This window comes from Bradyrhizobium sp. LTSP857, from assembly GCF_000938285.1.
GTDB lineage: Bacteria > Pseudomonadota > Alphaproteobacteria > Rhizobiales > Xanthobacteraceae > Bradyrhizobium.
Genome location: NZ_JYMS01000046.1, coordinates 346,601 through 360,495, shown reverse-complemented (window position 1 = coordinate 360,495; position 13,895 = coordinate 346,601). Strand labels below are relative to the sequence as shown.

Here is a 13,895-nt window from a genome sequence, read left to right as displayed (position 1 = left end):
AGCCTACTCCGCCGCCTCGCTCGTCCGCCTCCGCTTAGGCTTCCGCGCCTTCGCCAGCACCGGCGCCAAAAACTTCCCCGTATAGCTCCGCGGCGCTTTCGCGATGTCCTCCGGCGGGCCCCAGGCGACGATTTCGCCGCCGCCGTCGCCGCCTTCGGGGCCGAGGTCGATCACCCAGTCGGCAGTCTTGATGACTTCGAGATTGTGCTCGATGACGACGACTGTGTTGCCCTGCGCCACCAGCTCGTGCAGCACTTCCAGCAGTTTCTTGACGTCGTGGAAGTGCAGGCCGGTGGTCGGCTCGTCGAGGATGTAGAGCGTGCGGCCGGTGGCGCGCTTCGACAGCTCTTTTGCCAGCTTGACGCGCTGGGCTTCGCCGCCGGAGAGCGTGGTGGCCTGCTGGCCGACATGGATGTAGTCAAGACCGACGCGGTGCAGCGTCTGGAAGGTTTCACGGACGCGCGGCACCGCCTTGAAGAAATCGGCGGCTTCCTCGACGGTCATGTCGAGCACGTCGGCGATGCTCTTGCCCTTGAACAGAACTTCGAGCGTCTCGCGGTTGTAGCGTTTGCCCTTGCAGACGTCGCAGGTGACGTAGACGTCGGGCAAAAAGTGCATCTCGATCTTGATGACGCCGTCGCCCTGGCAGGCCTCGCAGCGGCCGCCCTTGACGTTGAAGGAGAAGCGGCCGGGCTCGTAGCCGCGCGCCTTGGATTCCGGCAGGCCGGCGAACCATTCGCGGATCGGCGTGAACGCGCCGGTATAGGTCGCGGGGTTCGAACGCGGGGTGCGGCCGATCGGCGACTGGTCGATGTCGATGATCTTGTCGATGTGCTCGAGGCCCTCGATGCGGTCGTGGGGCGCGGCGCCTTCGCTGGCATTGTTCAGCTTGCGGGCGATGGCCTTGTAGACGGTGTCGATCAGCAGCGTCGACTTGCCGCCGCCGGAAACACCGGTGACGCAGGTGAACAGGCCGAGCGGAATCTCGGCCGTGACGTTCTTGAGGTTATTGCCGCGCGCGTTGACCACCTTGATGGTGCGACGATGGTTCGGCGGACGCCGCTCCGGCACCTCGACCTCGAGCTCGCCGGTGAGATATTTGCCGGTGAGCGATTTCGGGTTGCGCATGATCTCGGCGGGCGTGCCTTCGGCGATGATGTGGCCGCCATGCATGCCGGCGCCGGGGCCGATGTCGAGGACGTGGTCGGCGAGCAGGATCGCATCCTCGTCATGCTCGACCACGATCACGGTATTGCCGAGGTCGCGAAGCCGCTTCAGCGTGTCGAGCAGGCGCGCATTGTCGCGCTGGTGCAGGCCGATCGAGGGCTCGTCCAGCACGTACAGCACGCCGGTCAGCCCCGAACCGATCTGCGAGGCCAGGCGGATGCGCTGGCTCTCGCCGCCGGACAGCGTGCCGGAGGAGCGGGAGAGGGTGAGATAGTTGAGGCCGACGTCCAGCAGGAAGGTGAGGCGCTCACGGATCTCCTTGAGGATGCGGCCGGCGATCTCGTTCTGCTGCGTGTTCAGCGCCTCCGGCACGGTCTCGAACCACGCGCCGGCGCCCTTGACCGAGAGCTCCGAGATATCGCCGATGTGCTTGCCGCCGATCTTGACGCAGAGCGACTCCGGCTTGAGCCGGAAACCGTTGCAGGCGCCGCAGGGCACGTCGTGGAAGTATTTCGCCAGCTCCTCGCGCGCCCACTCGCTTTCCGTTTCGCGATAGCGGCGGTTGATGTTGGTGATGACGCCCTCGAACGGCTTCTTGGTGTCGTAGGAGCGGACGCCGTCCTCATAGGAGAACTTGATCTCGTCCTCGCCGGAGCCAAGGAGGATCGCGTTCTGCGTCTTCTTGGGCAGATCCTTCCATTTGGTGGTCAGCGTGAACTTGTAGTGCTTGCCGAGCGCGGTCAGCGTCTGCACGTAGTAGGGCGACGACGATTTGGCCCAGGGCGCGATCGCGCCCTTGCCAATCGGGAGCTCCTTGTCGGGGATGACGAGGTCTTCATCGACATGCTGCTCGACACCGAGACCGCCGCAGGCGGGGCAGGCGCCGTAGGGATTGTTAAAGGAAAAGAGTCTGGGCTCGATCTCCGGGATCGTGAATCCGGAGACGGGGCAGGCGAACTTTTCCGAGAACAGGATGCGTTCCGGCCCGCTCTTGTCGTGGATCTTTGCGGTCTTCTTCTTTTCTTCGACGGGCGCAGCCGCCGGCGCGTCGGCGAATTCGACGACCGCGAGGCCCTCGGCGAGCTTCAGCGCAGTCTCAAAGCTTTCGGCGAGGCGCTGGCCGATATCCGGGCGCACCACGATGCGGTCGACGACGACGTCGATGTCGTGCGGGAATTTCTTGTCCAGCGTTGGAGCTTCCGCGAGCTCATGGAAGGTGCCGTCGATCTTGACGCGTTGAAAGCCCTTCTTGAGCCATTCGGCGAGCTCTTTCCGGTACTCGCCCTTGCGGCCGCGCACGACGGGGGCGAGGAGGTAAAGGCGCGAGCCTTCGGGCAACGCCAGCACACGGTCGACCATCTGCGACACGGTCTGGCTCTCGATCGGCAGGCCGGTGGCAGGCGAATAGGGCACGCCGACGCGCGCCCACAAGAGGCGCATGTAGTCGTAGATCTCGGTCACCGTGCCGACGGTGGAGCGCGGGTTCTTCGAGGTCGTCTTCTGCTCGATCGAGATCGCCGGCGACAGGCCGTCGATCTGGTCGACGTCCGGCTTCTGCATCATTTCCAGGAACTGGCGCGCATAGGCCGACAGCGACTCGACATAGCGGCGCTGGCCTTCGGCATAGATCGTATCGAAGGCGAGCGAGGATTTGCCGGAGCCGGACAGGCCGGTGAACACCACGAGCTTGTCGCGGGGAATCTCGACGTCGATATTCTTGAGGTTGTGCTCGCGCGCGCCACGGATCGTAATTGCGCGCAGGTTTGAGCCCACGTTCTGTTGGCGCTTCGCCTTGATCACTTCATCCATCCTGGTGGTCCTCAAGGAATCCCAAAGGCGCGCGATCGCGCCAACGTAAAAGGCGCGCTTCGCCCGGAACCGGGATCGGCGCCGATGGGTATGTCAGCGAACGTAGGAAGAACGAGAACGGATTTCCAGTGCCCTTCGCGAATCGTCAACGGATTGTTGGGGCGTTGGCGGGAAATGGCAGCAGGAACCGGGTGTGGGCGGCATTGGAACGTGCCGCAAAAACAAAAAGGCCGGCGCGAGGCCGGCCTTTCGTGACGATGTAACGTCGGTAGCGAAGATCAGTACTTCGCGACGATCGGGCCGCTGAAGTGATAGTTCACGCCGACCTGCACGGTGTGGAAGCTGTCCGTGCCCGTGTTGAAGGGGAGACCGATGCCGGAGAAATACGTCGCGCCGCTGAAGCTGCGATAGAGGTACTCGCCCTTGACCGACCACTGAGGGGCAAAGAACGCTTCGACGCCCGCACCGACGGTCCAGCCAGAGCGAAACTTGGTGTCGGAGACGGTCATGCCGAGCGCGCTGAGGCTGAGCTTGTCGTCGATCCAGGCGTAGCCACCGGTACCATAGAACAGAACGTTGTTGACGGCGTAGCCGATGCGGCCGCGCACGGTGCCCAGCGCATCGATCTTGTTGCTCAGGGTAACGCCAAGCGTCGTCACCGAAGCATTGACGTCAGCCCAGGAACCGTCGGCTTCGAGGCCGAACACGACGTTGCCGGTCTGCCAATTGTAGCCGGCGGTGCCGCCGACGAAGCCGCCCTTCACCTTCGGATCGGTCGAGGAATCTTCCCAGGCACCGCCACCGACGATACCGAGGTAGAAGCCGGTCCAGTTGTAGACCGCAGCCATCGGGGCCGGAGCCTTGGTGTAGGGGCGTGCCGCGAGATCGGCGGCCGAAGCCGGAGCGGCGAGTGCGAACAAACAGGCCGAAGCCAACAAAACCTTCTTCATTTTCAACCTAATCCCAGTCCCAGTTTCTGTTGCTGCCTTCCGCGATCGGAAGGGCATCGGACGCGTTGGTCCAACTGATGTCGTACCTACACCATTGAAGCTGCAAGTTGTGTCTCTCAAAAGTCACAACAGACGCAAAATGTAATGGTCACTGACCTATAGTTCCCGCAGGGAACTAAACGGCAAAAGGCCGGCGCGAGGCCGGCCTTCGATTCCCGAATGATATCAGGTGGATCAGTACGTCGCGATGATCGGACCGCCCCACGCGATAGTTGACAGGCCCAGTCGACATCCTGGCTGACGCCTTGGTGTAGGTCGCGACGGGAGCGGCACAGCTACCGATACGCGCCCTATATTCACGGTCGATTTTGACTAGAACAAATCTGGAACAAATATCAGGTCGATGCTATATATGGGGATAACCAAGGGCGCGGCGGGCCGACCGGCGCCCGTGAGCGTATAGGGTCAGCTCAACAGGCACAGATGGCGCGGCGAGCGGGCCCGGCCTTCTAAAATTCAGTGGATTTGGAGCGGAGAGCGGCGATGGCGGGAAGCGTCAACAAGGTCATTCTGGTTGGAAATCTCGGCAAGGATCCGGAAATCCGTCGCACCCAGGACGGGCGGCCGATCGCGAATCTGAGCATCGCCACCTCGGAGACCTGGCGCGACAAGAATAGCGGCGAGCGCAAGGAAAAGACCGAGTGGCACCGCGTCGTGATCTTCAATGAAGGGCTCTGCAAGGTCGCCGAGCAGTACCTGAAGAAGGGCGCGAAGGTTTACATCGAGGGCGCGCTCCAGACCCGCAAATGGACCGATCAGGCGGGCGTCGAGAAGTACTCGACCGAGGTCGTGCTTCAGGGCTTCAACTCGACGCTGACGATGCTCGATGGCCGTAGCGGCGGCGGAGGAGGCGGCAGCTTTGGCGATGAGCCGGGCGGCGATTTCGGCTCCTCCGGTCCTGTCAGCAGCGCGCCGCGCCGTCCCGTTGCCGCCGGCGGCGGTGGCCGCAACAGCGACATGGACGACGACATTCCGTTCTGAGGCTTGAGATCTAAGGCTTGGGAAGAGTCGGCTCGGATCGGGGCAGGAAACGGCCGGCCCGGCTTTCGAGCATCCGGACCAAGAGCGGTCGCGGCGGCTTCGTCGTTCTGGATTCACCAGATCCGTTTGGTCGGGCCGTTCAGCCCGATCCATCTGTTGTCGATCTTCACGCTGGTGATGCTGCCGCTGGCGGTGTGGCGGGCCCACACCCATCGTGTCATCGATCACCGGCGCATCATGATCCTGCTGTTCACGGGCGCGCTGGTGGTGGCGGGCCTGTTCACGCTGGTGCCCGGACGCATCATGCACCGCGTGATTTTCGGGGCGTAAGGGGCGGTTCCGGGCGGCTCATCCGGGGCCTGTCCATGGCGACGGCGCAAAGCCCGTAAGTCTCTGGAAAAACAGTCGGAAAAAGCGCTTCCCGAAAGCGTGCAAGGGTGGTTATCAGGGGGGCGATGCGCTATATGATTCCCAGATAAAACTTCACCGGATTCCCCCTTGGCTGACGACGACAACAAGCCCGGCGACCAGCCGGCGCAACCCTCGGACATTCGCCCCGTCTCCATCTTCGAGGAGATGAAGAAGTCCTACCTCGATTACGCCATGAGCGTGATCGTGGCGCGTGCGTTGCCTGATGCCCGCGACGGATTGAAGCCGGTGCACCGTCGCATCCTGTACTCGATGCACGAGCAGGGGCATACGCCCGACAAGAAGTACGTCAAATCCGCCCGCGTGGTCGGTGACGTCATCGGTAAGTACCATCCGCACGGCGACCAGTCGATTTACGACGCGATGGTCCGCATGGCGCAGGACTTCTCGATGCGCGTGCCGCTGATCGACGGTCAGGGCAATTTCGGATCGGTCGATGGCGATCCGCCGGCCGCCTATCGTTACACCGAAGCGCGACTGACCAAGTCGGCGCTGGCCCTGCTGGCCGATATCGACAAGGACACCGTCGACTTCCAGCCGAACTACGACAACAACGAGACCGAGCCCTCGGTTCTTCCGGCCAAGTTCCCGAACCTTCTGGTCAACGGCGCGGGCGGCATCGCGGTCGGCATGGCCACCAACATTCCGCCGCACAATCTTGGCGAGGTCATCGATGCCTGCGTGGCGCTGATCGACAATCCTGCGCTCACCATCGACGAACTGATCAACATCGTCCCCGGACCGGATTTTCCAACCGGCGGCATCATTCTCGGGCGCGCGGGCATCCGCGCCGGCTACCATCTGGGCCGCGGCTCGGTCGTGATGCGCGGCAAGGTCACGATCGATACCATTCGCAAGGAGCGCGAGGCGCTCATCGTCACCGAGATTCCGTACCAGGTGAACAAAGCGACGATGGTCGAGCGCATCGCCGAACTGGTCAAGGAAAAGAAGATCGAGGGCATCGCCGATCTGCGCGATGAATCCGACCGCGACGGCTTCCGCGTCGTCATCGAGCTGAAGCGCGACGCCGTGCCCGATGTGGTGCTCAACCAACTCTACAGGTTCACGCCGCTGCAGACGAGCTTCGGCGTCAACATGGTGGCGCTCGACAGTGGTCGGCCGCGGATCATGAATCTGAAAGATCTGCTCGCGATCTTCGTCGACTTCCGCGAGCGTGTCGTCACGCGGCGGACCAAGTTCCTGTTGAGCAAGGCGCGCGACCGCGCGCATATCCTGGTCGGTCTGGCGATCGCTGTCGCCAATATCGACGAGATGATCCGCGTCATCCGGACCTCGCCCGACCCGACCACTGCGCGCGACACCCTGATGTCGCGCGACTGGCCGGCCCGGGACGTCGAGGACATGCTCACGTTGATCGACGACCCTCGCCACCGCATCAGCGAGAACGGCACGATCCGGCTGTCGATGGAACAGGCCCGGGCCATCCTCGACCTGCGTCTGCAGCGCCTCACCGCGCTCGGCCGAGACGAGATCCGCGAAGAGCTCGACACGCTCGCCGGCGAAATTGCCGATTATCTCGACATCCTGCGCTCGCGCGCTCGCGTGCTGGACATCGTCAAGACCGAGCTCGCCGAGGTGAAGGCCGAGTTCGCCACGCCGCGCAAGACCGTGATCATGGAGCAGGAAGGCGAGGTCGAGGACGAAGACCTGATCCAGCGCGAGGAAATGGTCGTCACTGTTTCGCACGCCGGCTACGTCAAGCGCGTGCCGCTGTCGGCTTATCGCGCTCAGCGCCGCGGCGGCAAGGGCCGCTCCGGCATGCAGACCCGCGACGAGGATTTTGTTGCGCGCCTGTTCGTGGCGTCGACGCATACGCCGGTGCTGTTCTTCTCGTCACGCGGCCAAGTCTACAAGGAAAAGGTCTGGCGCTTGCCGATGGCGGCGCCGAATGCGCGCGGCAAGGCGCTGATCAACATCCTGCCGCTGGAGCAGGGCGAGCGCATCACCACCATCATGCCGCTGCCCGAGGATGAATCCACCTGGGGCAACCTCGACGTGATGTTCGCCACCACCGGCGGCAACGTCAGGCGCAACAAGCTGTCCGACTTCGTCGACGTCCGCCGCTCCGGCATCATCGCGATGAAGCTCGACGACAATGAAGCGATCGTCGACGTGCAGATCTGCACCGAGCGCGACGACGTGCTGCTCACCGGCGCCGCTGGCCAGTGCATCCGCTTCCCCGTCACCGACGTGCGCGTGTTCACCGGGCGCACCTCGATGGGGGTGCGCGGCATCGCGCTTGGCGACGGCGATAAGGTGATTTCGCTGGCGATCCTGCGCCACGTCGAGACGTCCTCGGACGAGCGCTCGGCGTACCTGAAGATGCGCCGTGCGGTGGCCGGCGAAGCCGCGGCCGAGGAGCCGGCAGCGGACGCCGAGGCCGAGGAGACCTCCGGCAGCTTCCAGATTCCGTCGGAGCGCTATGTCGAGATGTCGGCGGCCGAGCAGGTCGTGCTGACGGTGTCCGTCAACGGCTACGGCAAGCGGACCTCGTCCTACGAGTACCGCACCACCGGCCGCGGCGGCAAAGGCATCGTCGCCATGAGCGTCAACAACCGCAACGGCAATCTGGTCGCCTCCTTCCCGGTGGAAGACGCCGACCAGATCATGCTGGTCACCGACAAGGGCCAGCTCATTCGCTGTCCGGTCGAAGGCATCCGCATCGCCGGCCGCTCGACGCAGGGCGTGATCGTGTTCGACACCGCCGAGGACGAGCATGTGGTCTCGGTCGAGCACATCACGGAGGAGGCCGAGAGCAGCAATGGCGACAACGGGAATGGCGCGCAGTAAGCGTGGCCCGGGTTGGTGTTAGGGGACGTGCCATGCCGCGATACATTGCTTGCCTGATTGCTGTCCTGGTTACCGCCACTTTGGCGACGGGTGCGGCGGCCGCTGATGTCAAGGTGATGATCTCAGCCGGGTTCTTTGCCGTGTATGAGGAACTCGGTCCTGCATTCGAGAAATCGACCGGGCACAAGCTCATCACCACGCGCGGGCCTTCGGTCGGCGATTCACCGGAGTCGATCCCGACCCGTCTGTCCCGTGGCGAGGCGGCCGACGTGGTCATCATGGACGGGGTCGGCGTCGATCTCCTGGACCAGAAGGATCTGACGCGCCCGGGCAGCCGGGTGCCGCTCGCGGAATCGTTTATCGGCATGGTGGTTCGGGCCGGGCAACCGAAGCCCGACATCAGCACGATGGATTCGCTGCGCAAGACACTGCTCGCGGCCAAGTCCATCGCCTATTCGGACAGTTCCAGCGGCACCTATCTGTCGACGATCGGCTTCAAGAAACTCGGTGTCGCCGACGAAATCGCCGGCAAGACGCGCAAGGTGCGCGGTCCTCCCTCAGGCGAGCCCGTCGCTGCGGTCGTCGCGCGCGGAGAGGCGGAGCTCGGTTTCCAGCAAGTCCCGGAGCTGATCCACGTGCCGGGGATCGATTTCGTGGGCACGGTACCGTCTGAGGTTCAGCCGCCGACTCTTTATGTCGGTGCCCTGCCCAAGAATTCGCAACAGCCCGACGCCGCGCTGGCCCTGCTGCACTTCCTGTCCTCCGCAGATGTTGCAGCCGTGATCACGAAAGCCGGAATGAAGCCTTTGCCGCCGCACTGAAGGCGCCGCTGCTCCGAGCCGCCCGACGGCCGCACATGTTACGGGACTATCGAAACCGTCTAGCGGCGTTCGCCTTTCAGGACTTGTCCTCGCTGCTTCAACGTCAGCGAGACCACCTTGTCATTGGCGTCGCGCTCGAAATCGAGCTCAGCGGCAACGGATTCGGCGACGAAGACATCCCGTTCCACGGACGCGAGTTCGAGCGGTCGTTGATTGGTCCCCTGCACAAATAGCTTGGCGTCGGTCGAAAATATGCGGAGCGCGAAACTGGACGTCAGCGGGTAGTTGCCGATGTAGTCCTTGAGTTGCTCTTCGGAAGGGGTCCATTTGGCCGCAACCGGCCGGGTACCGATTTGTTCGGCCTCGGCAACGCCGCCAAGCTGAAACCAGGTGAAGGTGTAGCTGCCGTCCGCCTTGTGCTTGGGTCGCAACAGGGCGTCGAATTTGAGCGGATAGAAGTCGCCCGCGCTGTCGTAGCCCATCTCAAATTCAGGCTGGTCATCCGCCTGGATGGTCAAATTGCTCTCCTTTCGGCGCAACTCCATGCCAAGGCCGCCTTGCAGGCGATACTTTCCGACCAGGGCGTCAATCAGTTTGGTGTCCGCCGCGGCGACCACACGCGGCGCGCCGGCCGGTGCCGACGGATCGAGCAGGTGCGTTCCGAGCTGTCCAAGGCCGCCGATGGACGTCAACGCGGTATCGCAAAGCAGGACGACGCCGCGTTTGGCCGCGCGATCGAACCCCGCGTAGGCTGAGAAGCCGCCGGTGCCACCTTCGTGCACGATGATGGTGTGTCCGTTCCGGGTGAATAGATTCCAGTTCATGCCCATCGTGTGTCCACCGACGCTGGCGACCTGTTCCTGGGTCTGCGCCAAGGCAGGCGTGATCGCGCTCGCGCGCGTACCCAGCTGGCCCTCGAGGTACCGCAACATGTCCGGCAACGTTGCGCGCACGCCCCCGACGCCGGCCATATCAGGCGGAAAATCCCAGGGGCCGGCAGGGTCAGTGTTGGGGAAGTGACCCTGGGCCATGTGAACCTGCGGCGGGCGATGGTCCACGTAGGTTTCGTTCATGCCGAGCGGGACAAGCAAATGTTCGCGGAGCAGTGTCTCGTAGTCCTTGCCGGGGCGCTTGGCGAGCGCGTAGGACAACACCATCATCGCAAAATTCGAATATTCCCACTTCGAGCCGGGCTCGCGTGTCAGCGTGGTCTCGGCCAATGCGTCGAGCAATTCGTGTTCGGTGACGTTGGCGTAGGGATTGTTGATGTCGGACGGGCGATAGTTAGCCGGGAGCCCCGGCAGGCCGGACGTATGAGTCACGATTTGCCCGATGGTCATGTCGTGGCCGTTGAAAGAGGGCACGCGCGTCCCCGGAGGCAACAGCTTTGCGATGGGATCGCTGAGGGCGACTTCACCGCGTGCGATGAGTTCGGCGAGCAGTGCCGCAGTCATCGTCTTGGTGACTGAGCCGATCTCGAAGGCCGTGTGGTCATCGTACGGGCGCTGGGAGCTCGCATTCGCGCAGTAATAGCCTGTCGCAATGGCGCCAGCGTCGATCACTCCGGCTGCGATACAGGCGCCGGTGCGATCTCCCCTGAAACGCAGTTCGAGTGCCGCGCGCACATCGTCATTGCTGATGGCGAAGCCGGGCGTTGCGTAGAGCACGATGGTCGAAACAAGAAGAAGCAGCGCTCTCATCGTCTCTCGCAATCCGGCTTCCGGCATGATCGCGCCGGTTCGGCAGGGTCTCAAGCGAATTGACGTGCTAAATCTCCAGCTCCGTGCCGAACTCCACCACCTGCTTGGTCGGCACGCCGAAGAACGCGGCCGAGCGTTCGGCGTTGCGCTGGAGGAAGGCGAACAGACTTTCGCGCCAGACCCACATGCCCGGAACATCCTCCCGCGGGATGATGGTCTCGCGGCCGACATAGTAGGTGATGTCGGAGAGGTCGATGCCGGGCAGCTTGCCCTGGCGGCAGGCGAGCGTCAGCCCGTCATAGATCGTCGGATTCTGCATGAAGCCGTAATGCAGGACGACGCGGGTGATGCCGGGGATGATGTCGATCACCTCGGTGCGGTCCTCATCGGCGATGTGAGGCAGCTCCTCGATCAGCACGGTGACGAGGATGATGCGTTCGTGCAGCACGTGGTTGTGCTTGACGAATTGGGTCAGCGCGAGCGGAACGCCGTTCGGCGCGGAGGCCAGGAACACGGCCGTCCCGGGCAACCTTGCGCTGCACTTGTTGACCGCGGTCTCGATCAGGTCTTCCTCGGGCTGGCGCAGCTTTCCGCGCGCGGCCTCGACCAGCTTGACGCCGGCACGCCAGGTCAGCATCAGGAAGGCGACGAGGGCCGCGAGCAGCAAGGGAAACCAGCCGCCCTCGAACAGCTTGGTCGAGTTGGCCGCGAAGAAGATCACGTCGATTACGAAGAAGAAGCCGTTCACGGCCACCACGAGCCACGGCGAGTAGCCCCACTGGATCGCAACCAGGGCCGCGAGCAGCGTGGTGATCGCCATCAGGAGCGACACCGCGATACCGTAGGCGCCGGCGAGCGCATCCGAGGTGCCGAAGCTCAGGACCGCGCCGAGCGTCGCGGCGGCGAGCAGCCAGTTCACCAGCGGCACGTAGATCTGGCCGATCGCATCGCTGGTGGTGTGGCGGATCTGCATGCGCGGCAGGAAGCCGAGCTGGATCGACTGCTGCGTCAGCGAGAACACGCCGGAGATGATCGCCTGCGAGGCGATCACGGTTGCGACTGCCGAGAAGGCGACCAGCGGATAATGCAGGGCGTCGGGGCAGAGCTGGAAGAACGGATTCTCGATCATCGTGGGATCGGTAATTAGGAGCGCAGCCTGGCCGAAATAGTTCAGCACCAGCGCGGGCAGGCAGATGGCGAACCACGCCAGCCGGATCGGAAGGCGGCCGAAATGCCCCATGTCGGCATACATGGCCTCGCCGCCGGTCACGGCGAGGAAGGCCGCGCCGAGGATCGCGAAGGAGACATGAAAGTCCTGGTGGATCAGGAAGTCGAAAGCATAGAGCGGGCTGAGCGCCGCCAACACCCCCGGCGCCTTGATGATGCCGTGGATGCCGAGTGCGGCCAGCACGACGAACCAGGCCATCATCACCGGTCCGAAGATACGGCCGATGAAGCCGGTGCCCTGCTTCTGAATCATGAACAACCCGATCAGGATGACGACGGTGATCGGCACCACCGCCGGCGCAAGCGAGGGCGCGTCGACCTTGAGACCTTCGATGGCTGAGAGCACCGAGATCGCCGGCGTGATCGCGCCGTCGCCATAGAGCAGCGCGGCGCCGACGAGGCCAACCACCAGGAGATGTGCGCGCCAGGTGCCGGGTTGCGCGTGGCGGGCATGCAGCAGCGCCAATAGCGCGACGATGCCGCCTTCGCCGCGGTTGTCCGCGCGCAGGATCAGAAGCGCATATTTGAGCGAGATGATGAGGAGCAGGGCCCAGAGGATCAGCGAGGCAACGCCCAGGATAGCTTCCGGAGTCACTGTTGCGCCATGGGCGGCCGCCTTGGCGGCTTCCTTGAGGGCGTAGAGGGGGCTGGTGCCGATATCGCCATAGACCACCCCGAGGGCGCCCATGGTCATGGCAATCGGCAGCGGATCGGGATGATGGCCGGAAGCGACTGCGGGCGTACTGGACAAAGGCGACCCCCCAATGGGATCGCGCCCCACGGGCCATTCCGAAGGGCGCGAGCGTCACATAGTCTGCGACGAGACGCCGCAAATATCCATGGGGTTTATCTTCGGCTTTATCTTGGGGTTTATATCGGTCTTTATGACGCCAAGCTGACAGACCGCCTACGGGGTGCGGTCCGCGGTCACGAGGCGCGCCACGCGAACGTCGGTCTTGGTGCCGGCGCGGCGCAAGCAGGAGGCCTCGAAATTCGGCCAGGCCTGCTGCGAGCAGTCCCTGCCGATGGTCTTGATGTCGAGCCGATCGCTCTTGGCGAGGGGCTGCGGCACGCTGGCTTCGACGGTCGGCGCGAAACCGGGCAGGAGGGTGAGGGTCGCAGCAACACACGCAGCGATAGCGATCGCCGAAAGAGCCTTGATCATTGACAGTCCCCTGTGATGCGGCCGCTACGCCCAGTGTGCGGCCCGTCATTTGTTGGGTGGATTAGTAACCATGGCCAGTTTCCGGACGTCTTCGCGAATACGGGAAATGGTTTCGTCCGTGCTCCCTTTGTTTCGTCGCTGCCCCGAGGACGAAACAATTCGGCGGTTTCCGACGTGATTGGGCGAAAAGACCTGGATTGCCGGAAAAACCGGCAGGGAACCTGCCCGGCTTGCCGGGCAGGGCCGGGCGGGGTAGGAGGAAGCCATGCCGCGCATTGCCTTCTATCCAGGTTCCTTCGACCCCATCACCAACGGCCATCTGGACGTGGTCCGGCATGCCGTTCCGCTATGCGACAGGCTCGTTGTCGCGATCGGCGTCCACCCCGGCAAGAAGCCGCTGTTCTCGACCGAGGAGCGGCTGAAGATGCTCCACGACGTCTGTGGGCCGGTAGCAGCGGCGGCCGGCTGCACCCTCGAGGCCACCACCTTTGACGACCTCTCGGTGACCGCGGCGCGCAAAGCCGGGGCGACCATCATGATTCGCGGTTTGCGCGACGGCACGGATCTCGACTACGAAATGCAGCTTGCCGGCATGAACGGGGCCATGGCGCCGGAGGTGCACACGGTCTTCCTGCCGGCGTCCCCGATGGTCCGCCCGATCACCGCCTCATTGGTGCGCCAGATCGCGGGCATGGGCGGCGATGTTTCGACGTTCGTGCCGCCGCTTGTTGCATCCCTGCTCAAGGCCAAATTCGCCGCATAGCGGCGCGCTTCC

The 13,895-nt window shown here is 63.8% G+C and carries 9 protein-coding genes and 1 pseudogene; 5 read left to right on the top strand and 5 right to left on the bottom strand.

Annotated features, from left to right (window positions below; translation table 11 throughout):
* Positions 1 to 3: 3 nt before the first annotated feature.
* Both uvrA and UP06_RS31110 read right to left on the bottom strand, forming a co-directional pair.
* On the bottom strand, positions 4 to 2,976 hold the full coding sequence (uvrA, locus tag UP06_RS31115) for an excinuclease ABC subunit UvrA (RefSeq protein WP_045007495.1): 2,973 nt from the start codon (positions 2,974 to 2,976) through the stop codon (positions 4 to 6).
* A gap of 278 nt (positions 2,977 to 3,254) precedes the next feature.
* A complete protein-coding gene (locus UP06_RS31110; RefSeq protein WP_045007494.1) occupies positions 3,255 to 3,926 on the bottom strand; it encodes an outer membrane protein in 672 nt (223 codons plus the stop codon).
* A 543-nt stretch (positions 3,927 to 4,469) separates the two neighbouring features.
* Here UP06_RS31110 and UP06_RS31105 point away from each other — a divergent pair.
* The 4 genes and pseudogenes from UP06_RS31105 (at position 4,470) to UP06_RS31090 (ending at position 9,028) form a co-directional block, all read left to right on the top strand.
* A complete protein-coding gene (locus UP06_RS31105; RefSeq protein ID WP_045007493.1) occupies positions 4,470 to 4,967 on the top strand; it encodes a single-stranded DNA-binding protein in 498 nt (165 codons plus the stop codon).
* Positions 4,968 to 5,054: 87 nt separating this feature from the next.
* Positions 5,055 to 5,297 (top strand): annotated as a pseudogene (locus UP06_RS31100) (DUF2306 domain-containing protein); the annotation flags it as partial.
* 168 nt (positions 5,298 to 5,465) lie between these two features.
* Positions 5,466 to 8,207: a DNA gyrase subunit A gene (gene gyrA, locus UP06_RS31095; protein WP_045007492.1), complete on the top strand. Its 2,742-nt coding sequence runs from the start codon at positions 5,466 to 5,468 to the stop codon at positions 8,205 to 8,207.
* Between the two features lie 80 nt (positions 8,208 to 8,287).
* Complete coding sequence (locus tag UP06_RS31090; protein WP_245305593.1) at positions 8,288 to 9,028, top strand: substrate-binding domain-containing protein; 741 nt, start codon at positions 8,288 to 8,290, stop codon at positions 9,026 to 9,028.
* A gap of 59 nt (positions 9,029 to 9,087) precedes the next feature.
* Here the strand turns inward: UP06_RS31090 and UP06_RS39335 are convergent, their stop codons facing one another.
* From UP06_RS39335 to UP06_RS31075, 3 genes are all read right to left on the bottom strand, one after another.
* On the bottom strand, positions 9,088 to 10,728 hold the full coding sequence (locus UP06_RS39335; protein WP_050032276.1) for a serine hydrolase: 1,641 nt from the start codon (positions 10,726 to 10,728) through the stop codon (positions 9,088 to 9,090).
* A gap of 67 nt (positions 10,729 to 10,795) precedes the next feature.
* Positions 10,796 to 12,649, bottom strand: coding sequence for a potassium transporter Kup (locus UP06_RS31080; RefSeq protein WP_045007637.1), 1,854 nt, complete (start codon positions 12,647 to 12,649; stop codon positions 10,796 to 10,798).
* Between the two features lie 213 nt (positions 12,650 to 12,862).
* The gene (locus UP06_RS31075) at positions 12,863 to 13,120 is read right to left on the bottom strand and encodes a hypothetical protein (protein ID WP_045007490.1); all 258 of its coding nucleotides are present in this window, start codon (positions 13,118 to 13,120) and stop codon (positions 12,863 to 12,865) included.
* 265 nt (positions 13,121 to 13,385) lie between these two features.
* Between UP06_RS31075 and coaD the strand changes: the two genes are divergently transcribed.
* Entirely contained in the window at positions 13,386 to 13,883 is a 498-nt protein-coding gene (gene coaD / locus UP06_RS31070) for a pantetheine-phosphate adenylyltransferase (protein WP_045007489.1), read from the top strand.
* The last annotated feature ends 12 nt before the right edge of the window (positions 13,884 to 13,895 follow it).